The sequence below is a fragment of the Pseudomonas sp. S2_C11 genome (assembly GCF_054668395.1).
Window position 1 is genome coordinate 1,303,597 of sequence record NZ_CP162765.1, and the last position, 20,213, is coordinate 1,323,809.

Consider the following 20,213-nt stretch of genomic DNA (forward strand, 5'->3'; position numbering starts at 1 on the left):
AAGATGAACCATCTTCAGTCAGATCATCGATCTGAATCCAATATAAGTTTCTGCGGTTTTTCATCGGTTTTTCGGGAGTGATCCATGCAGCCTGAGTTTTGGTACAAGAAATGGGATTCGAACCAGATCGGCTTTCATCAGCCCGAGGCCAACCCGTATTTGCAGCGCTACTGGCCGGAGCTGGCGATTGCACCGTCGGCGCGTGTGCTGGTGCCGCTGTGCGGGAAGAGTCTGGATCTGCTCTGGCTTGCCGGGCAGGGACACCAGGTGATTGGGGTTGAGCTAGCGGAAAAGGCTGTCGAGGAGTTTTTCAGCGAACATCAGTTGCAACCGCAGATCAGCGAGCAGGGCGCATTCAAGGTTTATCGCAGTGTTGCGTTCGAATTGTGGTGCGGTGATTTTTTTGCGCTGACGGCCGAGGACGTCGCAGATTGTACTGCGCTGTATGACCGCGCCGCGCTGATTGCCTTGCCGGACGCGATGCGCCAGCGCTACGCGGCGCATTTGCAGCACTTGCTGGCGCCGGAGATGAAAGGGCTGGTGATTACCCTGGATTACGATCAGACGCAGATCCCGGGACCGCCGTTTGCGGTGAATGATGATGAGGCGCAGCGGCTGCTGGGCCAGGGTTGGCAGCTGGAGAAACTGGAAGAGCGAGATATTCTGGCTGAGAGCCCCAAGTTTCTACAGGGCGGGGTTGAGTGGTTGGTGGAGCGGGTTTATCGGGTTTCTTCCAGATAGTTTTTTATTAGCAGCTCCGGCGTCTTCGCGAGCAGGCTCGCTCCCACAGGGGAATGCGTTTCAAAGGTGGGAGCGAGCCTGCTCGCGAATGGGACTTTGCTGACAACGCATGATCTGAAGATACAAAAAAAGGCCCGCATCACTGCGGGCCTTCTTTTTTATTGCGATCAAATCAACCGCGACGACGCAGTGCGTCAATACGCTCTTCCAGCGGCGGGTGGCTCATGAACATGCGGGCGAAGCCCTGTTTGATGCCACCGTTGATGCCGAAGGCGTTCAGGGTGTCGGGCATATGCACCGGCAGGCCCTGTTCGGCGCGCAGACGTTGCAGAGCACCAATCATCGCGCTGGTACCGGCCAGGCGGGCGCCGGCTTCGTCGGCACGGAATTCGCGCTTGCGCGAGAACCACATGACGATTGCGCTGGCGAGGATGCCCAGCACCAGTTCGGCGAAGATGGTCGCCACGTAATAGGCGATGCCCTGGCCTTCTTCGTTCTTGAAGATGACCTTGTCGACGAAGTTGCCGATGATCCGCGCGAAGAACATCACGAAGGTGTTCACCACGCCCTGGATCAGAGCCAGCGTGACCATGTCGCCGTTGGCGACGTGACCGATTTCGTGGGCCAGTACGGCTTTCACTTCATCGGGCGAGAATCGCTCGAGCAGGCCCTGGCTGACCGCGACCAGCGCGTCGTTCTTGTTCCAGCCGGTAGCGAAAGCATTCGCTTCGTAGGCCGGGAAAATCCCGACTTCAGGCATCTTGATCCCGGCTTCGCGGGACAATTGCTCGACCGTTTGCAGCAGCCATTGCTCATGACGAGTGCGTGGCTGGCTGATGATTTGCGTACCGGTGCTCATCTTCGCCATCCACTTGGAGATGAACAGCGAGAACAGCGAGCCGGCGAAACCAAAGACCGCACAGAAGACCAGCAGCTGACTGAGGTCGAGGTCGACCCCGTTGGCCGCCATGAACCCGTTGAAGCCGAACAGGCTCAGGGTGATGCTGGCTATCAGCACGACCGCCAGGTTAGTGGCCAAAAACAGCAGGATGCGCATCATGGTTGTAGAACTCTCCTCAAGCTAAAGATGTAGCGTACTGCGGGGTATATAAGGTGCGGCACCGGGCTATTCAACCGAGTGACTATTTCAAACTGTGTCCTACAGCGGTTTCTTGAGGAAAAAGAAAATTCCCACCCTCGATTCCGACACGGATGACACAGCCTTTCGCCCCGCCGCCATTAGGTCAGACACGTCTGTACGGCTCGCATCGCAAGTGTAGAAGGGCTGCAAAGGCGCGGAACAAAGATGTGTTGCTGAATCAGACATTGCGCAACAGTCAATCCGTTGCGCACTGCTGGCCATTACTGGCGGTAGGACTTGAGGAAGTTGCCGATGCGGCCGATGGCCATTTCCAGATCATCGACGCGGGGCAGGGTGACCACGCGGAAGTGATCCGGCCACGGCCAGTTGAATGCCGTGCCCTGCACCACCAGCAGCTTCTCGGAAAGCAGCAGATCAAGCACGAACTTCTCGTCGTTGTGGATCGGGCAGACCTTCGGGTCGATTTTCGGGAACGCGTACAACGCGCCCATCGGCTTCACGCAGCTGACGCCGGGAATATCGTTGAGCAACTCCCAAGTGCGATTGCGCTGCTCCAGCAGGCGACCCTGCGGCAGCACCAGATCGTTGATGCTCTGGTAGCCGCCCAGCGCGGTCTGGATTGCGTGCTGGCTCGGCACGTTGGCGCACAGGCGCATGTTGGCCAGCATGTCGATGCCTTCGATGTAGCTCTGCGCGTTGTGTTTCGGCCCGGAGATGGCGATCCAGCCGGAGCGGAAACCGGCCACGCGGTAGGATTTCGACAGGCCGTTGAACGTCAGGCAGAGCAGATCCGGCGCCAGCGAGGCAGTGCAGATATGCACGGCGTCGTCATAAAGAATCTTGTCGTAGATCTCGTCCGAGAACACCACCAGGTTGTGCGCGCGGGCGATTTCCAGCATGCCCAGCAACACTTCCTTCGAGTACACCGCACCGGTCGGGTTGTTCGGGTTGATGATCACCATGGCCTTGGTGTTCGGGGTGATCTTGGCCTTGATGTCGGCCAGATCCGGAAACCAGTCGGCGCCTTCGTCGCACAGATAATGCACGGCGTTACCGCCAGCGAGGCTGACGGCAGCGGTCCACAGCGGATAGTCCGGGGCTGGCACCAGCACTTCGTCGCCATTATTGAGCAGCGCCTGCAGCGACATCACGATCAGCTCGGAAACGCCGTTGCCCAAGTAGATGTCTTCGATGCCGACACCTTCAACCTGCTTCTGCTGGTAGTACTGCATCACCGCCTTGCGCGCGCTGAACAGGCCTTTGGAGTCGCTGTAACCTTGCGCGGTCGGCAGGTTGCGGATCACGTCCTGGAGGATTTCGTCCGGCGCTTCGAAACCAAACGGCGCCGGGTTGCCGATGTTCAGCTTGAGGATGCGCTGGCCTTCCTCTTCCAGTCGTTTGGCGTGCTTGAGCACCGGGCCGCGAATGTCATAGCAGACGTTGGCGAGCTTGTTCGATTTGCTGAACTGCATGGCGATGTGATCCCGAAAATGAACGATCCAGGCGGCAAATGGACAACCGTACTGGGATTGCTGCGTCTTCGCACAGGCGGAGGTCTGGCGCTTTAGCGCTCAGAATCCGTTTGAATGCGCCCGGTCTGGCTGCCAGACTGGCGCGTGACGAGGCGCAATCATACGTGCCGCCCGATCCGTGGAAAAGGTACAGATCGGGCTTTTTCAGCCGCTGAGGTGTGATGATGGAAAAGTTGCAGAAAACCCTGGAAGAATGGCGTGCCATGCTCGACCCCGAGCAGTACAACGTCTGCCGTCTGAGTGCCACCGAGCGTCCGTTTTCGGGCAAATACAACAACACCAAAACCGACGGTGTCTACCACTGTGTCTGCTGCAACGAGCCGCTGTTCGACTCCAAGACCAAATTCGACTCCGGCTGCGGCTGGCCGAGCTTTTACGCGCCGATCGGCGATAGCGCGATGACTGAGATCCGCGACACCAGCCACGGCATGATCCGCACCGAAGTGAAATGCGCGCGCTGTGATGCGCACTTGGGCCACGTGTTCCCGGATGGCCCACCACCGACCGGCCTGCGTTATTGCATCAACTCGGTGTGCCTGAATCTCGAGCCCCGGGAATAACCGAAACAGGCGACATCGCGTCGCCTTTTTATCGGTCAATTAGATTGCACACAATTCAATTGCTCGTTATGTTTGCGCCTTCCTGACCATTGCGGAGCCGACCCATGAGCGACAACCTGCTGAATATCCCGTGCACCACCATCAAGGGTGAGCAAAAGACCTTGGCCGATTTCGCCGGCAAAGCCGTGCTGGTGGTCAATACCGCGAGCAAGTGTGGCTTCACTCCGCAATACAAGGGCCTCGAAGAACTCTGGCAAACCTACAAGGATCAAGGGCTGGTGGTATTGGGTTTCCCCTGCAACCAGTTCGGCAAACAGGAGCCGGGCAATGACGGCGCCATCAGTGAATTCTGCGAACTGAATTTCGGCGTCAGCTTCCCGCTGTTCAAGAAGATCGACGTCAACGGCGCCGATGCTCACCCGCTGTTCGTGCAGTTGAAGAAGCGCGCCCCGGGCCTGCTCGGCTCGCAGGGCATCAAGTGGAATTTCACCAAGTTCCTGATCGGCAAGGACGGCCAGTTGGTCAAGCGTTTCGCCCCGACGACCAAACCGCAGGACCTGAGCGGCGAGATCGAAGCTCTGCTGAAATGAGCCTGGCGGTTGATTCGCTGAAGCTCGACAGCCAGTTGTGCTTCAAGCTGTACGCGGCCTCGCGGGCGGTGATTCGCGCCTACAAGCCGATGCTCGATCAGTTGGGCCTGACGTACCCGCAGTACCTGGCGATGCTAGTGCTGTGGGAATGGCAGGATGCTGCGCCGGAGCAACCGACGGTCAAGGCCTTGGGCGAACGCCTGGCCCTGGACTCGGGGACGTTGACGCCTTTGCTCAAACGTCTGGAGCAGAGCGATCTGGTCCAGCGTCGGCGCTCGGCGCGGGATGAACGCGAGATGCACCTGAGCCTGACGCCTGCCGGAACAGCACTGCGCGAGCAGGTCGGGCCACTCAAGGCGCGCCTGCTCTGCGACAGTGGCGTAGATCTCGACCGGCTCAATGATTTGCGCGCCGGCCTCGATCACTTGCTCGGGCAGATCAAAGGGCTTTAGTAGTCGGCATCCACTGATCAAGCAACGCGGCGAGTTCTTCGCGGCGAAACGGTTTGGCCAGATAGTCGCTCATGCCGGCCGCGCGGCAACGTTCGCGTTCCTCGGACATGGCATTGGCGGTCAGCGCGACAATCGGCAGACTCGGCCAGCGCCCGCTCTGGCGAATCTGCCGACTGGCTTCATAGCCATCCATCACCGGCATGTTGCAATCCATCAGCACCAGATCGAAATCTGCAAACTCCAGTTGATCCAGCGCCTCGGCACCATGGCCCGCCACCACTACATCGCAGCCAAGCTTGCCGAGCATGCCTTTGGCGACCAGTTGATTGACCGGGTTGTCCTCGACCAGCAGCACCTTGCCCCGGCGCGCGGACGGCAAGGCATCCGCTTGTGCTTCGTTGAGGGTGGCTGCGTCCGGTTGCAGAATCCGTCGCAGATGCTGGTACAGCGCGTTGCGCGCCAGCGGCCGGGCTTGCTGCTGCAAGGGGGCGAGGGCGGCGGCTTCTTCGCTGGGCAGAAAACTGCCGTAAGCAGTCACCAGCAGAATCGGCGCGGTGATGCTAGGGCGCAGACCGAACAGGCATTCCGGGCAATCGGTGATCAGCACATCCGGACTCAGGCCCAGCAGCGAATCATCAATAGTGCGCTGCGTGTATTCCAGGCCCCACACCGGCAACAGGCTTTTCAGCAATTCCGCCAGACCACTGCTGGCAGCGGTGATGGCGAGAACCTTGCCGCGTAACGGTATCGGCGGCAGCGCGCGGGTGTGAGAGGGCAGTGGCAGTTCGGCGCAGAACTGGCTGCCGAAGCCGCTTTCGGAACTGATGGTCAGCCGACCCTGCATCGCTTCGCACAGGTTGTACGTCAGCGCCAGTCCCAGCCCGGTGCCGCCGTACTGACGGGTGATACCGGCGCCGGCCTGGGTGAACGGCTGGAAGATTTTCACCTGCGCTTCCTGGGCGATGCCTATGCCGGTGTCGCAGACTTCGATGCGCACGCCACCCTTGTACGCCGACAGACGCACATCGACCCGACCGAAACGGGTGAATTTCAGCGCGTTGGACAGCAGGTTGCTGACGATCTGCCGCACCCGGGTCGGGTCGCCCAGCACCAGCGCCGGGAAGTGCGGCTCGATCAGACAGGTCAGCTCGACGCTTGGCGCGGCGTTCTGCGAGAGCAGGTTGGCGGTGTCTTCGATCAGCGAACCGAGGTCGAAGGGGATGTTTTCCAGCTCCAGTTGCCCGGCGTCGAATTTCGACAGGTCGAGAATATCGTTGAGCAGTTCCACCAGCACCTTGCCCGAGTCGTGGGCGATCGACAGTTGTTGCTGCTGCTCGGCGTTGAGCGGGCCATCCAGCGACAGCGCGATCATCCCCAGCAAACCGTTGAGTGGCGTGCGGATCTCATGGCTCATATTGGCCAGAAACGCCGAACGCGCTTCGGCCATGTCCAGCGCAGTGCGGCGGGCCACTTCCAGCTCTTCGTTGGATTGACTGAGGCGGGCGTTGATTGCCTTGAGTTCGGCGGTGCGCGCAGAGACGATGTCTTCCAGTTGCGCGAGGTATTCGGTCAGGCGGTTTTCCGCGGTGCGCCGTTGCTGGATTTCGGTGGCGATGTTCTCGAACTGCTGATTGGCGACCTTGACCAGCACGCCGATTTCATCGTTGCCGTGGCCGGCCGGGCACTCGAGCGTGGTCGGCTCGGCGCTGCGCGGGTCGCGACCGCTGAGCTCACGGATGACCCGCACAAACGGCTTGGTCAGCATCACGTAGAACAGCGCCAGGAGGATCCCGGTCAGCAGCAGGCTGCGGGCAAAACCGTTGAGCAGGGTGACTTCCGCGCGGCGCAGGAAGCGGCTGCCGAAGGCATAAGTGTCGACTTCAAGCTTGAGGACGCCGAGGGATTCGTTGGGCAAGTGGTCGAGGTACAGACGATCTTCGAAATGACGCTTGGCGCCGAACAGGAAGTCGCTGATCAGCCGATAGCTGCTCTGCAGTTCCGGGCGTTTGACGCTGGCCAGCACGGTATCGTTGTTGTCGATCAGTTGCGCGGCGATGATCGCGGGCGAGCGCAGCAGGCCGAGGGTGAGCTCCTGCGCGAGCTCGGCGTCGATGTTATAGGCGATGCGCGAGGCCGGATTGTGGCTGATTTCCAGCAGCGCGAGGATTTCACGGTTGATGGAAGCGTCTTCGCTGGCATAATCGATGCCGATCTGCAGCAGACTGAGCAGGGTGCCCAGAATGAACCCGACCAGCACGGTAAGCCTGGCTTGCTTGTAAGACAGCCGGTGGGTGAATTTGATATCCATGGGTTGTTGAACCACTTCCGTTTCCCTTCGCTGCTCAAGCATAGTCGATCATGCAGGGATACCGAGGTTCCCGAATCGCCTTGTAACAAGGCTTGCTGAGGCGATTTTATCTGTGTGTCGTCGCTGGATCGTCATCATCACTGTGAAAGTGCCCGAGGAGAAGACGTGGATTCCCGATTGAATGCTTTTCTTGAACGCGCCGAGTCGGTTCTGGCGCGAATCGAACCACTGTTGCCGGCACCGCGCCCTGTCATTGACTGGAACACTTGCCTGGCAGCGCGCTGGCAGCGTGACGGTCGCAGCGGCTACCTGTTGCCGCTGGAAGTCAGCCTCGACATGCGTCTGTCCGACCTGATCGGCGTCGACCGGCAGTTGGAGCAGTTGGGGCGCAACACACAACAATTTCTTGATGGCATGCCGGCCAACCACGCCTTGCTCTGGGGTTCACGCGGTACCGGCAAGTCTTCGCTGGTGCGTGCGTTGCTGGCCGAGCACGCCGGTGCCGGCCTGCGTCTGATCGAGATCGAACGCGATCACTTGGCTGACCTGCCACGCGTGGTCGAGCAAGTCGCCAAATTGCCGCAACGATTCGTGCTGTTCTGCGATGACCTGTCGTTCGAATCCGGCGAAGGCGACTACCGCGTGCTGAAAAGCGTGCTCGACGGTTCGCTCGAGCAGGCCCCCGACAATGTCTTGTTGTACGCCACTTCCAACCGCCGCCACCTGGTGCCGGAAAAGGAAAGCGACAACGAAAACTGGAAGCGCGTCGACGGCGAACTGCACCCGAGCGAAGCGGTGGAAGACAAGATCGCCCTGTCCGACCGTTTCGGTCTGTGGCTGTCGTTCTACCCGTTCACCCAGGAACATTTTCTCAACGTCGTCGAGCACTGGATCGGCCAGTTGGCCGCCAAGGCCGGCCTGAGCTGGCAGCGCGACGAAGCACTGGACATCCTCGCCGTGCGCTGGGCCACCGGCCGCGGTAATCGCAACGGACGTTGCGCGTATCAATTCGCCCGCTACTGGGTGGGACTGAAATTGCTGGAGCACAAGGCATGATTGATTTGCAACAAAGCGGCCAGGGCCTCGAGGGCTACGGTATGTTGGCCGCGCAACTGGAATCGCTACTGGCGGACGAACGCGACTTCATCGCCAATGCGGCGCAGTTTTCCGCATTCCTGTTCAACCAGCTCGATGATTTGAACTGGGCCGGTTTCTACCTCAATCGTAACGAAGAGCTGGTGCTCGGCCCGTTTCAGGGCCAGATCGCTTGCGTGCGCATCCCGTTCGGGCGCGGTGTTTGCGGCGCCGCTGCTGCCAGCCTGCAAACCCAGCGCGTCGAGGATGTACATGCCTTCCCGGGCCACATCGCCTGCGACAGCGCGTCCAACAGCGAACTGGTTGTGCCGTTGGTCAAGGACGGACGCCTGATCGGCGTGCTCGACCTCGACAGCCCGAAGCTGGCGCGTTTCGGCGCCGAAGATCAGGCCGGCATCGAGCAACTGGCGGCGATTTTCCTGCGCCTGACCGACTGCTGATCAACCGCCGAGGCCAGCCTTGTGCAACAGGCTGGCCGTATCCACGCTGTCGATTTGCGCGGGATCGAGAAACCGCGTTGCGTACTGCATGTACACCCCTTCGTTGATGAACAGGCCGAACAGCGGCGCATCGATGTGCGCTTCACGGCACATGGTCGCCATGATCCCCAGCGCGTCGCTCAGCGACTTGGCTTTCTTGTAAGGGCGATCGGCGGCGGTCAGCGCTTCGAAAATATCGGCAATCGCCATCATCCTGGCCGGCAGGCTCATCTCCTCGCGTTTCAGCCGTTTCGGATACCCGGTGCCGTCCATTTTTTCGTGATGGCCGCCGGCGATCTCGGCAATGCTGTCCAGGTGACCGGGGAAAGGCAGGTGGCTGAGCATCATGATCGTCTGCACCATGTGATGGTTGATGATGTAGCGCTCTTCGCGGGTCAGCGTGCCGCGGGCGATCTTCAGGTTGTACAACTCGCCGCGGTTGTACTTGTACGCGGGCACATCGAGTTTGAAGCCCCAGGGGTTGTCCTCGGGGATCAGTTCGCTCTTGTCGCGTTCGATCAGATGCTCGGGTTTGTCGGCCAGCAGACTTTCACTGACGGGCAGCAGCGGCGCAGGGGTTTTCGCCTGGCGGCGGTTTTCTTCCCATGACACACCGAGGCGATCATCAAGTGTGCGCAGCCATCTGCGTTGCGCCACTCGCTCGAGGCGTTGCAGGTCGGCCTCGGCCATGGCCTCGCCACCGAGATTGCAGCGGGCGACAAAGGCGAAGTCGTTGTCGAGCATCAGCAACTCACTATCACGGTCGCGGGCCAGCGCCGCTTCGTCTGCACCGCTTGCCAGGGTCTGCCAGTAGTTGATCCACACGTCACGCTTGAGCACTTCGAAGCGGGTGCGGATTTCATGGATGCGGTCGTTGATGGTCTCGAGCTTGGTGGCTTTGTCGACCACGTATTCCGGCGTCGTGACCTTGCCGCAATCGTGCAGCCACGCAGCGATGTGCAACGCCTCCCATTCATCCTCGCTCGGTTGGTAGGCGCTGAACGCCGGGTCCTGGCTTGCCGCAGCAGCCTGGGCGAGCATCAACGTCAGTTCCGGCACCCGCTGGCAATGGCCGCCGGTGTAGGGGCTCTTGGCGTCAATCGCGCTGGCCAGCAGTTGGATGAAGGCGTCGAGCAGTTGTTTTTGCCGCGCTTGCAGACGCTGACTTTCGATGCTCACCGCCGCCGCGCCGGACACCGCCTGCAAGAAGGCAATTCGGTCAGGCCGCAGCTTTTCCAGATCACTCGGCTCACCACTGTCATTGACCAGCAGAATCAGCAGGCCGATGGTTTCATCGTGCTGGTTGTGCAGGCGGATGCCGATCAGGTGAATGCGCGGTGATTCCATGACGAGGAGGATTTTCTGCAAGTCGCCGGCCTGATCGAAGCCCAGATGGCTGACGGTATTGTTGGCGCTGGCCAGTTGCTCGAACCACGCCGGGCCGGTGTTCTTATGCAGCTCGCGTCCCTCAATGTCGAACGCCTCCAGCTTCTGCGGCACGCCATCAATCACCAGTCCATAGGGTTCCATGCGCGCGCCGTCGGCTTCGCGCAGGTAGATCAGACCGGCCTGCGCCTGAGCAATCTGTACGGTTTCGAACAGCACACGTTCGAGCAGCGGGGCAAAACGGGTTTCGGCGCACAGGCTGTCGGTGATGCGGAAGAAACTGCCCAGGGTTTCTTTCATCCGCGCCATCGACAGGCTTAATTGATCGACTTCCAGTACGGGCGAGCGGCGCGCCAGCGGAGAACTGAAGTCGAAGCTGCGGATCGCGTCGGCTTCTTTGACCAAGGCATGCAGCGGCTTGACCAGAATCCGCGAAATCACCCAGCCCAATGGCAGGCACAGCAAAAGGATGGCCAGGGTGATCAGCGCGCCTTGCCAGCGCATGCGGAACGCATCCACCAGTAATTCGTCTTCCGGCACCAGCAGCGCCAGTTGCAGACCTTTCGGCCCGCCTTCCTCGATGCCGGTGCGTGCGACGATCCATTGCCGGTCGTTTACTTGCAGACGCTTGCCGATATTGTCGGAGCTGAGCAGCGCGTTCAGCTCAGGGCTGAGATCGGCCGCTCTGGCCAGCCGCGCAGTGCGGTCATCGACGATCAGGCGATGGCTGTCGGGGTAAGCCACGGCGTTGCCGTCGGTGTCGTACAGCGCGATCTCTGTCGAAGGCGTGACCCGGTGCTTGCCCAGGGCGGTCGACAGCGAAGCGAGGGTCAGGTCGGCGCCGATCACCGCGTTCTCGCCGCTGCGCCGGGCCAGCGTGGTGCCGACATTGTGGGTCGAGAAAAATACATAGGGCTCGGTGGTGATTTGCCCGGCCTGTTGCAGGGCGTCGCTGAACCAGGTCCGGCTGCGCGGATCGTACGGCTCTTGGGGATGCTCGCGGCGGTTGATCGGTGTCAGGGCCTGATCAAAGAACAATGATTGCGAGCGTACGGCGCCTTGTGGAGCATGCTCGATGCTCCAGACCTGATAGGCCGCCGCTTCCGGCGCCTGAAGCTGTGCCTTCAGAGCCGGAGTACGCAGCGCGCGCACCATGAAGAAATCGCCATTGGCGTAACCCAGATACAGCGACGCCAGCGCCGGGTTGTCGGTGAGCGACTGGCTGAAGGGTTTGAGCAAGGGCAGGCGTTGTTCCAGATCACTAGCCTGGGCTGCCGGGGTATCCGCCAGCAGGCTCAACAGGTTGCGGATCGGCTGATAGGTTGCCTGCAGATCGAGGCGTACATCCTGCTCGATGCGGTCAAACAGCTTTTCGCTGCTCGACAGGATGATCTGCGTGGTCTGGTGGTAATTGAACAGGCCCAGCACCACGCCGGTGAGCAATAAAAGAAAGGTGAACATGACGCTGATGTGCACGTGCAGCGGCAACCGGCGTTGCTCGGGGCGCAGTGGGCTGTGCATTGCAGGCTCTCCATGAATGTTTAACTCACTGCTCAGCGTCCAAGCATAGTTAAGACTCGCTCACTGTGCCTTGATCGGCCAGGGACAATTGCTGTTGCAGGGCCTGCGCCAGTTCGAGCATCGCTTGGCTGGTTGCCGCCCAGCGACGGGCAATCTCCTGTGACGCGAGCGCTTGCTGGCAGGCGTCCTCGAGCTCATCGCAACATTCGATCAACCGCGAGGCCTGCGCGATGCGTGCTGCGCCCTTGATCTTGTGCGCAACCACTGCCAGCGCTTCGCGATCATCCTCGGGCGACAGCCTCAGCAGTTCTTCGCGGTCGAGACGGCTGCTCTTGAGCAGTTCCACCAGCATGCGCCGGGTTTGCCCGGGGTTGTTGCCGGTCAGCAGGCTCAGACTTTGCAGGTCGAAGACCGAGGCCGGTGATGCCGGCGTGATGCCGTCGATCCATTGTCCGAGCAAGGTCAGACTCAACGGTTTGAACAGGCAGTCGTCCATGCCGGCGAGCTTGCAGCGCTGGACTTCTTCGGGCTGGGCATTGGCGGTGAAACCCAGCACGGTGCACGGCGGGCGGTGGTTTTGCAGTTCAAGCTGGCGAATCCCACGGGTCATGTCATAGCCGTTCATCAAGGGCATGTTGCAGTCGACGATCACCAGATCGAAATGATCGGCCTTCCACCGCTCGAGGCCGCTGCAGCCATCTTCGGCAATGCTGAAGCGATGACCGAGAAACTCCAGTTGCTGACACATGAGCAAACGGTTGGCCGGATGGTCGTCGACAACCAGGACATGTAACGGCGTTGTCGCAGGCTTGATCAACGGTTCGCTTTTCGGCGGATTCGCCTTTGCCGGCAGGCTGTCCAGCGGCAGCGATATGCAGACTTGAGTGCCGATACCGGGCTGGCTGCTCAATTGCAGTTGTCCGCCCATCATTTCGCAAAGATTGCGACTGATGACCAGCCCGAGGCCGGCGCCGTTTTTTGCCTGCCTACTGCCGTTGTCCGCCTGCGAGAACGGCTCGAACAAGCGCTGTTGATCTTCGGCGCTGATGCCTGAGCCGCTGTCCTGCACGGTCAGCTGCATCAATGTTCGCCCAGCAGCGTCTGCCGGGATCAGGTCGAGGGTGATCCGCACGTGGCCGCTTTCGGTGAACTTGATAGCGTTGCTGACCAGGTTGGACAGCACCTGCTTGAAGCGCAGCGGATCCAGATGCACATCCACAGCCGGGTGCGGCGGGTTGAAGACGACTTGCAAGGCAAGGTTTTTCTGCCGCGCGAGGCCGTCGAAGATGCGCGCAACGGAGGTCACCGTGTCGACCAGATTGATCCATTCCGGGGACAGGCTCAGACGGCCGGACTCAATGCGGGCGATGTCGAGAATATCGCCGATCAGCCCGAGCAGATCCTTGGCCGAATGGTAGGCCGTGTCGATCGAAGCGCGATCGGGGTGCTGGGGATCGATGCGTCGCAGGGTCAGTTCGAGCATGCCAATCACGGCGTTCATCGGTGTACGGATCTCGTGGCTCATGGTTGCCAGGAAGGTACTTTTGGCCCGGTTCGCCTCGTCTGCCTGTTCTTTGGCCGCACGCAGTTTTTCAAACAATTGGCGGCGTTCACTGATATCGATCCAGCCGCCAATGATGCCCTGGACGGCACCGCTGGAGTTGCGGTAGGGAAGTATCCAGTGGTAAATCGTCAGGCGGCGGCTGCCGATGTGCAGAGGCCGGTCGAGTATCAAGGGAATGCCTTCGGCAATGACTCTCTGGTAATCGGCCTGGAACGCCTCGGCCTCGAACGCGTTGCTCAGGGCGCCTTGCACGACGCCTTTGCCGATGATGTCCTCGCGTCTGGCGTTGAACGCTTCGAGATAACTGTCGTTGCAACTTTGCAGCAGACCCTGGCGATCTCGCACGTAGATCGGGTGTGGTGTGCCGTTGACCAGCGAGCGCATGAACTCCAGTTGATCGTTCAGCGCGCGTTCGGCGGCCTGACGTTGCTTGATCTGGTGGCGCATGTAGGCGTTCCAGGTCAGTAACAGCAGCAGGATCAGGCCGGCGGCCGCGACTACTTGATAGAACAGGCGCTGATAGTTTTGCCAGATGTTCTGGGAGGCGGTGGAGTAACCGCGCCAGCGACCGTTGATCACGCCGAGCTCCTCGGGAGCGATGCTCAGCAGCGCCTTGTTGATGATCGAGGCCAGTTCGGTGTTGTCACGGGCGGTCGCCAGCGAGAAGGCTGCCTGACTGGTGCCGATCGTGGTGGTGATTTGCAGTGGCCGATCGAATATGCGCGATGAGATGAAATAGTTGGCGATTACCAGCGAGTTCACCGCGCCGTCGACGTGATTGTCGGCCAGCATCGACACGGCGCTGAAGGTGTCGGGGGTTTCGATCAGTTCGATGCCCGGAAAATTCTCATGCAAGTAGGCGACCAGCGGATTGCCTTGGGCGATCGCCAGACGCTTGCCTTTGAGTTGGGCCAGGTTGGTCGGGCTGTCGGCGCTTTTGCGGGTCAGCAGCACGTAGGAATTTTCCAGATAGGGACGACTGAAACTCAGGTTTTTTTCACGTTCGGTGCTGGGCAACAGGGCGGCAATCAGATCGGCCTTGTGATTGTCGATCTGCCTGATCATTTCCGCATCGTTGCGACTGCGCTGGATTTCGAAACGCAGGCCGGTACGCAAGCGAATCAGTTCGAGCAGGTCGGCACTGATGCCGCGGAAATTGCCGGCGCTGTCGAAGAAGGTCAACGGTGCGTACGCCTCATTGACCACTACGCTGACGACGGGATGCTGCTTGAGCCAGTTCTCCTCACGATCCGTCAGCTGGAGTTTACTGTCGGTGAGCAGCAGGTCGCTGCCGGCGCTCCAGCGTTTGGCGATGTCATCGCGCTGGCTGCGCGGGATCGCTGCGAGCACGGTGTCGATGATGCCCAGCAACTGCGGATTGCTGCGCCGCACGGCGAAGCTGAAGCCATGGGCTTCCTGCTTGCCGAAGTTGGCCATGCGGACGTTATTGAGATAGCCCTTGTTGATCATGTAATGGGTGGAGAGGGTGTCGCCGAGAAACACATCGGCCTGGTCGAAGGCCACCGCGTTGATTGCGTTCTGATAGGACGGATAGCAGGTGATAAGCGCCTTGGGATACAGCGCCTTGATCTCCGGCAGCGGCAAATAGTGATACACCATGCTCAGGCGCAGGCCGGCGAGGCCTTCGGTCAGCGAGCGGGTTTCATCTTCGCGGGTCACCAGTACCGGCTGATCGACCGCGTAAGGTGTGGAGAGCGCGAGGTTGGCATTGCCTGCTTCGTAGCCGTTGGCTGTGCCAAGCAGGTCGATCTGGCCATCGATCAAGGCGCGAATGGCAGCCTCGCGCGAGGGAAAGCGTTGCACGCGAATCGGCAAACCGGTGGCCTGACCGAGAATCCCTGCGTAATCGGCGGTCAGTCCCTCGTAGTCCTGGCCACTGACGGTCATGTCGAATGGCGGGTAATCAGGTGCGGAGGTACCCAGTTTCAGTTCGCTGCGAGTCTGTAGCCATTGCCGTTGTGACGGTTGCAGGACAATCCCGACAGCCTCGGTTGCCGAGCGGCTGAGCAACGCATAGTCGGGTGAGGGGCTTGGCGAGGCGAAGGCATTGGCGCTCAGATACAGAACGGCGCTCAAGGTGATCAGGTAGTCCTTCAGACGGCTGGGCATGTGGGGTCTCACACGAGTGCGTTGCGTTTGGCCATCTCGATAAGTTCTACAAGGGATCTGGCTTTGAGTTTTTGCATCAGACGCTTTTTATAAGTGCTGACGGTCTTGTTGCTCAGAAACATGCCCTTGGCAATTTCCTTGTTGGTGCGTCCTTGTGCAAATAACTGCAATACCATCAGCTCGCGATCATTAACGGATTTGAATAGTTCAAGTTCTGCATATCGAGTGTCATCGCTGCGCACCGGATTAAGTGCCTGACTGGGGAAGTAGTTGTAACCGGAAAGTACCGCTTTGATTGCGCTGACCAATTCGCTCAAGTCTTCCTGCTTGCAGACATATCCCGATGCACCGGATTGCATGCAGCGGATACCGAACAGCGTAGGACACTGCGCCGTCAGAATCAGAATCTTGAAATTGGAACCCATGGTGTTGAAGCGGGCCAGTACTTCGAGGCCGTCCAGCTTGGGAATGCTGATATCGAGAATGACCAGGTCGGGCATGCATTCACGGACCATCTGCATGGCATCGACACCGTTATCGGTCTCACCGACGACCTTGTAGCCTTCATGTTCCAGGAGCATTCGCACGGCGAGGCGGATGACCGGATGATCGTCCACAATAAAAACGGAGTTCATAAATAGAGTCCCATGCAAGCATGAATAAAGCGCGCACCTTAGCTCAGATGCATGAGCACTCGCATGGACTGGTAGTGTCGCGACTACGTTATCGGATTAATCCTACGCGTAATGAAGAAATGGACTACGTTGAAATTAGGATTGGCGTAAGGAAGCACGAGAGTTCAATTCGCCGAAGATGGAAATTATCCGAGAGCCAATATTGATCTCCAATTATTTACTGGTGTTTAAAGTTGTGTTTAACAAGTGCGGTTCGTTTTGTTTGGTTGCCTGGGTCAGCGCGATCCAGTCTGACCAGTTTAAAGAACGCGTATAACGTTCGTGGCGATAACTCACCGGGCATCAGCCGGCCAGACCAATGGCCGGCTGATGGGGGACGATCAATGACTTGAGCGGCCGGTCATTTCCAGTGCCATGTCACTGGCGTAACTGTCGGTCATGCCGGCGATGAAATCGATCATGCGCAGAAACGAACTGTGCAGCGAACCTTGAGGGTCCGGCGCATTGTTGCCGAGCAAATCGAGAATACGCCGGCTCTTGAACGACGGCGTGCGGCCGTTGTGCTGCTCCAGCGCGGCACCGCAGAACGAATTGAGCAGAATCTCCAGCGTGGTATACGCGCCGATCTCATGCAGCGTCTTGCGCTTGTCCTGGAAGATCTTCTTGCGCGCGATGTCCTTGGCGTTCAACACGCAGCGCTTTGCCGGCCCGTGCATGTGTTCGACCAGATCGCCGTGCAGTGTGCCGGCGAGCAGGGCATCCTGCTGTTCGACAAATGCCCGCGCCGCCGCGTTGGTCAGGTGCTCGATGGCCTTGCCGCGCAGGATCGCCAGTTTGCGCCGCCGGGAATCCTGCGGGCCGAGCTGGCGATAGGTTTCCGGCAAATCGTCGCCGACCAGACCGAGCAGCAGTGACTCGACTTCGGCGTATTCGAGCAGCTCCATTTCCAGACCGTCTTCGAGATCGATCAGCGCGTAGCAGATGTCATCGGCAGCCTCCATCAAGTACACCAATGGATGGCGTGCCCAGCGCTGGTCTTCGATTTGCGGCAGACCGAGTTTGTGCGCGATCTGTTCGAGCAATGGCAGCTCGCTTTGGTAGCAGCCGAATTTGTGTTTCTTGTAGCCGAGGGAGTCGGCGTGGCGCGCGGTCCACGGGTACTTCAGATAGGTGCCCAGCGTCGCGTAAGTCAGGCGCGTGCCGCCATCGAACTGGTGATATTCAAGCTGCGTCAGCACGCGAAAGCCTTGAGCATTGCCCTCGAAATTGAGGAAGTCACCACGCTCGGCTTCGCTCATGCCATCGAGCCAGCCGCGCCCGGCGGCTTGTTGAAACCAGTGGCGAATCGCGTCTTCGCCGGAATGGCCGAATGGCGGATTGCCGATGTCATGGGCCAGGCAGGCCGACTGCACGACCATGCCGAGGTCGGCCGGGTCGCACCAGTCTGGCAGCGCGCTGCGCAAGGTTTCACCGACACGCATGCCCAGCGAACGGCCGACACAACTGACTTCCAGCGAATGGGTCAGGCGCGTGTGAATGTGATCGTTGCTGGTGACCGGATGCACTTGGGTCTTGCGCCCGAGGCGGCGGAAGGCCCCGGAGAAAATGATGCGGTCATGGTCTTTGTGAAAAGGGCTGCGGCCGAGTTCTTGCGGGCTGTGCAGCGGCTTGCCGAGGCGTTCGCGGTTGAGCAGGGTTGGCCAATCCAAGGCTGAATCTCTCCGTCTGGTGACTGATCGCCCTAGCTTCCCGGTTCGGCCCCGCGCCTGCAAGCGGAACTACAGACCCGCCGCATCGATATCGATCAGCAGCAGCCGTTCACCGTTATCGAAGAACTGTCCGGCAGTCAGGCAATACTGGTTGCTGGTGGCGTCGCGATAGGTGTTGGACAGGGTCAGGCGGCGTTCTTCCCAGCCTTCGGCCAGCAGATGATAGAAGTACGGTCGCCACGACCAGTTGTGCCCCAGATAGCGGTCATCGGCAAACCAGCCGTCATGGCGCCATTCGAGGTTGGGAGTCAGTTGCGTGCCGTGGCGGTCGCACTGATAAAAGCGCAGCAGCCAGGGAAACGCCTGCAATTGCGGCAACGCACTGAGCGGGGCGCGGGCCTGCGCCCATTGCTGCAGAATCGCCATCAGTTCGCTGAGCTGCTGACGCATTTGCATCAGCCGCCCGCGCTCGCTGAGTTTCTGCTTCACGTAGCGTTGCCGCAATTGCGCGAAATGCGCGACGAAGGCATCGGTAGCGAAGAATTCTTCTTGTGCTCGGGCGAAGAGAAATCCCTGCACATAGCGCGAGCCGCACTCCAGCGCGAAATTCAGCTGCGCTTCGGTTTCGACGCCTTCGGCGATGATCCAGCAGCCGGTTTTCTCGGCCATCTGGGCGAGAGCCTTGACCACATCGCTGCTCGGTCCGCCGAGGGCTGCAGCCTGAAACAGGCGCATATCGAGCTTGAGAATGTCCGGTTGCAGGGCCAGGACCCGATCCAGCTGCGAATAGCCTGCGCCGAAATCATCAATGGCGATTCTCGCCCCTGCGTCACGGTAGCGCCCGACCACGTGGGCCAGGCGTTCGCTGTTACCACCCAGTTCGGTGATTTCAAATACGATGCGCTGCGGATCAACCTCGTGTCGCGCCAGTTGTTTGAGACTTGGCAGCGCTTGATCGGCGCGCAGGCGGCTGATCCAGCGTGGCGACATGTTCAGGCTGAGAAACCACTCGGCCGGCGCTTCATGCAGGCGGCTGAGGGCGTGATCACGGATTTGCCGGTCGAGACGGCGCAAGGCAGTGGCCGGCGTGCGCGGATCGGCGAACAACGGTCCTACCGAGGTCAGTTGACCATCGCTCTGACGCAGGCGACCCAATGCTTCGACGCCTGCAATGCGGCCGGTGGCGGTATCGATGAAAGGCTGAAAACAGGCGAGCGGTTGCCCGTCGATCACGGCAAGTCCTTAATCTTGTTTTTGGTTTGGCCGCGCTTGCCGGATAGGCACGCGGGATGGAATCTCCCGATAAGGAGATTCATCCCGGCGCTACTGCAAGAATGTAGCCAGAAGGGCGATTCAGCGTTTGCCCGAGCTGTGCATGACCAGTCTGATCAGCGGCCCAAGCGTCGTGCCCAGACGCAGCAGTCGCGTCAAACCGCCACCACTGCTGCGTTTCGAGCCTTTGCCGGTGAGGAAACCCAGCAGCGTCACCGCTGCCACGCCCCACAACGGCGCGTGCTTGATGCCGAAACCATCCTGCACGTTCTGCTTCATGCCACGCATGCGCTGCAACGGTTGCAGCACTTGCGCGGTTTCGTGGCGGATTTCCTGACGGTGCATTTCCATGCGCAGGCGGATCAGCGCCTTGCGCATTTCCCGGCGGGAGCTGTTGTGCGGAAGTTCAGGCAGGCTCATGGCAGCAGACGCTCCCGGTCGTTGGCCAGCTCTTCGAGCGTGCCGTGGAAAGGCGAGGACTCATCGAAAATCGCCGCTTTGAGGCGCAGACCGCAGAAGATCGACGCCAGCGTGTAAAACACGCACAGGCCGATGATCGCCGCCAGGCGGTAGGTGTCCCAGAAGATGATCATCACCAGCGTCGACAGACCTACCAGCAACAGCAGGGCAAAAACCAGCGCCAGGCCTGCGAACAGCAGCAGGCTGACAGTGCGTGATTTCTGCTCCTGCAGCTCGATGCCGAACAGTTCGACATGACTGTGCAGCAGGCCCAGAACGGCAGCGCCGAGGCGACGCGTAGAGGAGGCGGTGCCCGCAGTCGGGCCGGATTCACCGATCGACATGATCAGCGCCGAGTTGCCAGCAGGCCGATCAGAAAGCCGACGCCGGCAGCGATGCCCACCGACTGCCATGGGTTGGCCGACACATAGTCTTCAGTAGCGGTTACGGCCGCCTGACCGCGCTCACGCAGGGTGTCTTCGGTCACCTTCAGGGTTTCCCGGGCACGCAGCAGGCTGTCATGAATCTGGGCACGCAGCTCATCGGCCTGATCACCCGCGAGGGTCTTGGTGTGTTCGAGCAAGCGTTCGGTGTCGGCGACCAGAGTCTGGAAGTCGTTCATCAGGATTTCTTGAGCAGTCTTTGCCTTGATGCTGGCCATGGGTGGATCTCCGTAGG

General features: G+C 60.1%; 17 protein-coding genes. 6 read left to right on the top strand and 11 right to left on the bottom strand.

Annotation, left to right across the window (positions count from 1 at the left end; genetic code table 11):
- Positions 1-84 precede the first annotated feature (84 nt).
- Positions 85-741, top strand: a complete 657-nt coding sequence (locus tag AB4N48_RS06075) for a thiopurine S-methyltransferase (protein ID WP_041478428.1) — start codon at positions 85-87, stop codon at positions 739-741.
- A gap of 172 nt (positions 742-913) precedes the next feature.
- Here the strand turns inward: AB4N48_RS06075 and htpX are convergent, their stop codons facing one another.
- Together htpX and AB4N48_RS06085 are read right to left on the bottom strand one after the other, a co-directional pair.
- A complete protein-coding gene (gene htpX, locus AB4N48_RS06080) occupies positions 914-1,801 on the bottom strand; it encodes a protease HtpX (RefSeq protein ID WP_007908619.1) in 888 nt (295 codons plus the stop codon).
- A 302-nt stretch (positions 1,802-2,103) separates the two neighbouring features.
- Complete coding sequence (locus AB4N48_RS06085) at positions 2,104-3,315, bottom strand: pyridoxal phosphate-dependent aminotransferase (protein ID WP_016770856.1); 1,212 nt, start codon at positions 3,313-3,315, stop codon at positions 2,104-2,106.
- A gap of 224 nt (positions 3,316-3,539) precedes the next feature.
- Here AB4N48_RS06085 and msrB point away from each other — a divergent pair, with 224 nt between their 5' ends.
- From msrB to AB4N48_RS06100, 3 genes are all read left to right on the top strand, one after another.
- A complete protein-coding gene (gene msrB, locus AB4N48_RS06090) occupies positions 3,540-3,935 on the top strand; it encodes a peptide-methionine (R)-S-oxide reductase MsrB (RefSeq protein WP_041478500.1) in 396 nt (131 codons plus the stop codon).
- A gap of 104 nt (positions 3,936-4,039) precedes the next feature.
- Positions 4,040-4,525 (top strand): glutathione peroxidase, encoded by a 486-nt coding sequence (locus tag AB4N48_RS06095; RefSeq protein ID WP_056788500.1) that lies wholly within the window; start codon positions 4,040-4,042, stop codon positions 4,523-4,525.
- Positions 4,522-4,977: a MarR family winged helix-turn-helix transcriptional regulator gene (locus AB4N48_RS06100; protein ID WP_056788501.1), complete on the top strand. Its 456-nt coding sequence runs from the start codon at positions 4,522-4,524 to the stop codon at positions 4,975-4,977. The genes AB4N48_RS06095 and AB4N48_RS06100 overlap by 4 nt, the downstream gene beginning before the upstream one ends.
- Here the strand turns inward: AB4N48_RS06100 and AB4N48_RS06105 are convergent.
- Positions 4,964-7,285 carry a hybrid sensor histidine kinase/response regulator gene (locus AB4N48_RS06105; protein ID WP_460094951.1) on the bottom strand — a complete coding sequence of 774 codons (2,322 nt, stop codon included), beginning with the start codon at positions 7,283-7,285 and terminating at the stop codon, positions 4,964-4,966. The two genes, AB4N48_RS06100 and AB4N48_RS06105, sit on opposite strands and share 14 nt — an antisense overlap.
- Before the next feature lie 165 nt (positions 7,286-7,450).
- Here AB4N48_RS06105 and AB4N48_RS06110 point away from each other — a divergent pair, with 165 nt between their 5' ends.
- Both AB4N48_RS06110 and AB4N48_RS06115 read left to right on the top strand, forming a co-directional pair.
- Positions 7,451-8,341, top strand: coding sequence for an ATP-binding protein (locus tag AB4N48_RS06110; RefSeq protein WP_041478431.1), 891 nt, complete (start codon positions 7,451-7,453; stop codon positions 8,339-8,341).
- Positions 8,338-8,820 carry a GAF domain-containing protein gene (locus AB4N48_RS06115; RefSeq protein ID WP_016770850.1) on the top strand — a complete coding sequence of 161 codons (483 nt, stop codon included), beginning with the start codon at positions 8,338-8,340 and terminating at the stop codon, positions 8,818-8,820. The genes AB4N48_RS06110 and AB4N48_RS06115 overlap by 4 nt, the downstream gene beginning before the upstream one ends.
- Here the strand turns inward: AB4N48_RS06115 and AB4N48_RS06120 are convergent, their stop codons facing one another.
- The 8 genes from AB4N48_RS06120 to AB4N48_RS06155 form a co-directional block, all read right to left on the bottom strand.
- Positions 8,821-11,766 (bottom strand): HD domain-containing phosphohydrolase, encoded by a 2,946-nt coding sequence (locus tag AB4N48_RS06120; RefSeq protein ID WP_460094952.1) that lies wholly within the window; start codon positions 11,764-11,766, stop codon positions 8,821-8,823.
- Between the two features lie 49 nt (positions 11,767-11,815).
- Positions 11,816-15,460: a transporter substrate-binding domain-containing protein gene (locus tag AB4N48_RS06125; RefSeq protein WP_460094953.1), complete on the bottom strand. Its 3,645-nt coding sequence runs from the start codon at positions 15,458-15,460 to the stop codon at positions 11,816-11,818.
- Between the two features lie 8 nt (positions 15,461-15,468).
- The gene (locus AB4N48_RS06130) at positions 15,469-16,095 is read right to left on the bottom strand and encodes a response regulator transcription factor (RefSeq protein WP_041478434.1); all 627 of its coding nucleotides are present in this window, start codon (positions 16,093-16,095) and stop codon (positions 15,469-15,471) included.
- Between the two features lie 380 nt (positions 16,096-16,475).
- Positions 16,476-17,804, bottom strand: a complete 1,329-nt coding sequence (locus AB4N48_RS06135) for a deoxyguanosinetriphosphate triphosphohydrolase (RefSeq protein WP_016770846.1) — start codon at positions 17,802-17,804, stop codon at positions 16,476-16,478.
- Between the two features lie 69 nt (positions 17,805-17,873).
- The gene (locus AB4N48_RS06140; protein ID WP_041478435.1) at positions 17,874-19,037 is read right to left on the bottom strand and encodes an EAL domain-containing protein; all 1,164 of its coding nucleotides are present in this window, start codon (positions 19,035-19,037) and stop codon (positions 17,874-17,876) included.
- Positions 19,038-19,157: 120 nt separating this feature from the next.
- Positions 19,158-19,496, bottom strand: coding sequence for a hypothetical protein (locus tag AB4N48_RS06145; protein WP_016770844.1), 339 nt, complete (start codon positions 19,494-19,496; stop codon positions 19,158-19,160).
- On the bottom strand, positions 19,493-19,879 hold the full coding sequence (locus tag AB4N48_RS06150; RefSeq protein WP_008079909.1) for a phage holin family protein: 387 nt from the start codon (positions 19,877-19,879) through the stop codon (positions 19,493-19,495). Before AB4N48_RS06150 ends, AB4N48_RS06145 begins: the two co-directional genes overlap by 4 nt.
- A gap of 2 nt (positions 19,880-19,881) precedes the next feature.
- On the bottom strand, positions 19,882-20,196 hold the full coding sequence (locus AB4N48_RS06155; protein ID WP_016770842.1) for an ElaB/YgaM/YqjD family protein: 315 nt from the start codon (positions 20,194-20,196) through the stop codon (positions 19,882-19,884).
- Positions 20,197-20,213 lie beyond the last annotated feature (17 nt).

What these genes read in the sequence shown, in the direction of transcription:
- htpX (WP_007908619.1), bottom strand. Translation starts at nt 1,801, where the DNA reads ATGATGCGCATCCTGCTGTTTTTGGCCACTAACCTGGCGGTCGTGCTG.
- AB4N48_RS06155 (WP_016770842.1), bottom strand. Translation starts at nt 20,196, where the DNA reads ATGGCCAGCATCAAGGCAAAGACTGCTCAAGAAATCCTGATGAACGAC.
- AB4N48_RS06115 (WP_016770850.1), top strand. Translation starts at nt 8,338, where the DNA reads ATGATTGATTTGCAACAAAGCGGCCAGGGCCTCGAGGGCTACGGTATG.
- AB4N48_RS06105 (WP_460094951.1), bottom strand. Translation starts at nt 7,285, where the DNA reads ATGGATATCAAATTCACCCACCGGCTGTCTTACAAGCAAGCCAGGCTT.
- AB4N48_RS06125 (WP_460094953.1), bottom strand. Translation starts at nt 15,460, where the DNA reads ATGCCCAGCCGTCTGAAGGACTACCTGATCACCTTGAGCGCCGTTCTG.
- AB4N48_RS06095 (WP_056788500.1), top strand. Translation starts at nt 4,040, where the DNA reads ATGAGCGACAACCTGCTGAATATCCCGTGCACCACCATCAAGGGTGAG.
- AB4N48_RS06075 (WP_041478428.1), top strand. Translation starts at nt 85, where the DNA reads ATGCAGCCTGAGTTTTGGTACAAGAAATGGGATTCGAACCAGATCGGC.
- AB4N48_RS06150 (WP_008079909.1), bottom strand. Translation starts at nt 19,879, where the DNA reads ATGTCGATCGGTGAATCCGGCCCGACTGCGGGCACCGCCTCCTCTACG.
- msrB (WP_041478500.1), top strand. Translation starts at nt 3,540, where the DNA reads ATGGAAAAGTTGCAGAAAACCCTGGAAGAATGGCGTGCCATGCTCGAC.
- AB4N48_RS06120 (WP_460094952.1), bottom strand. Translation starts at nt 11,766, where the DNA reads ATGCACAGCCCACTGCGCCCCGAGCAACGCCGGTTGCCGCTGCACGTG.
- AB4N48_RS06085 (WP_016770856.1), bottom strand. Translation starts at nt 3,315, where the DNA reads ATGCAGTTCAGCAAATCGAACAAGCTCGCCAACGTCTGCTATGACATT.
- AB4N48_RS06145 (WP_016770844.1), bottom strand. Translation starts at nt 19,496, where the DNA reads ATGAGCCTGCCTGAACTTCCGCACAACAGCTCCCGCCGGGAAATGCGC.
- AB4N48_RS06100 (WP_056788501.1), top strand. Translation starts at nt 4,522, where the DNA reads ATGAGCCTGGCGGTTGATTCGCTGAAGCTCGACAGCCAGTTGTGCTTC.
- AB4N48_RS06130 (WP_041478434.1), bottom strand. Translation starts at nt 16,095, where the DNA reads ATGAACTCCGTTTTTATTGTGGACGATCATCCGGTCATCCGCCTCGCC.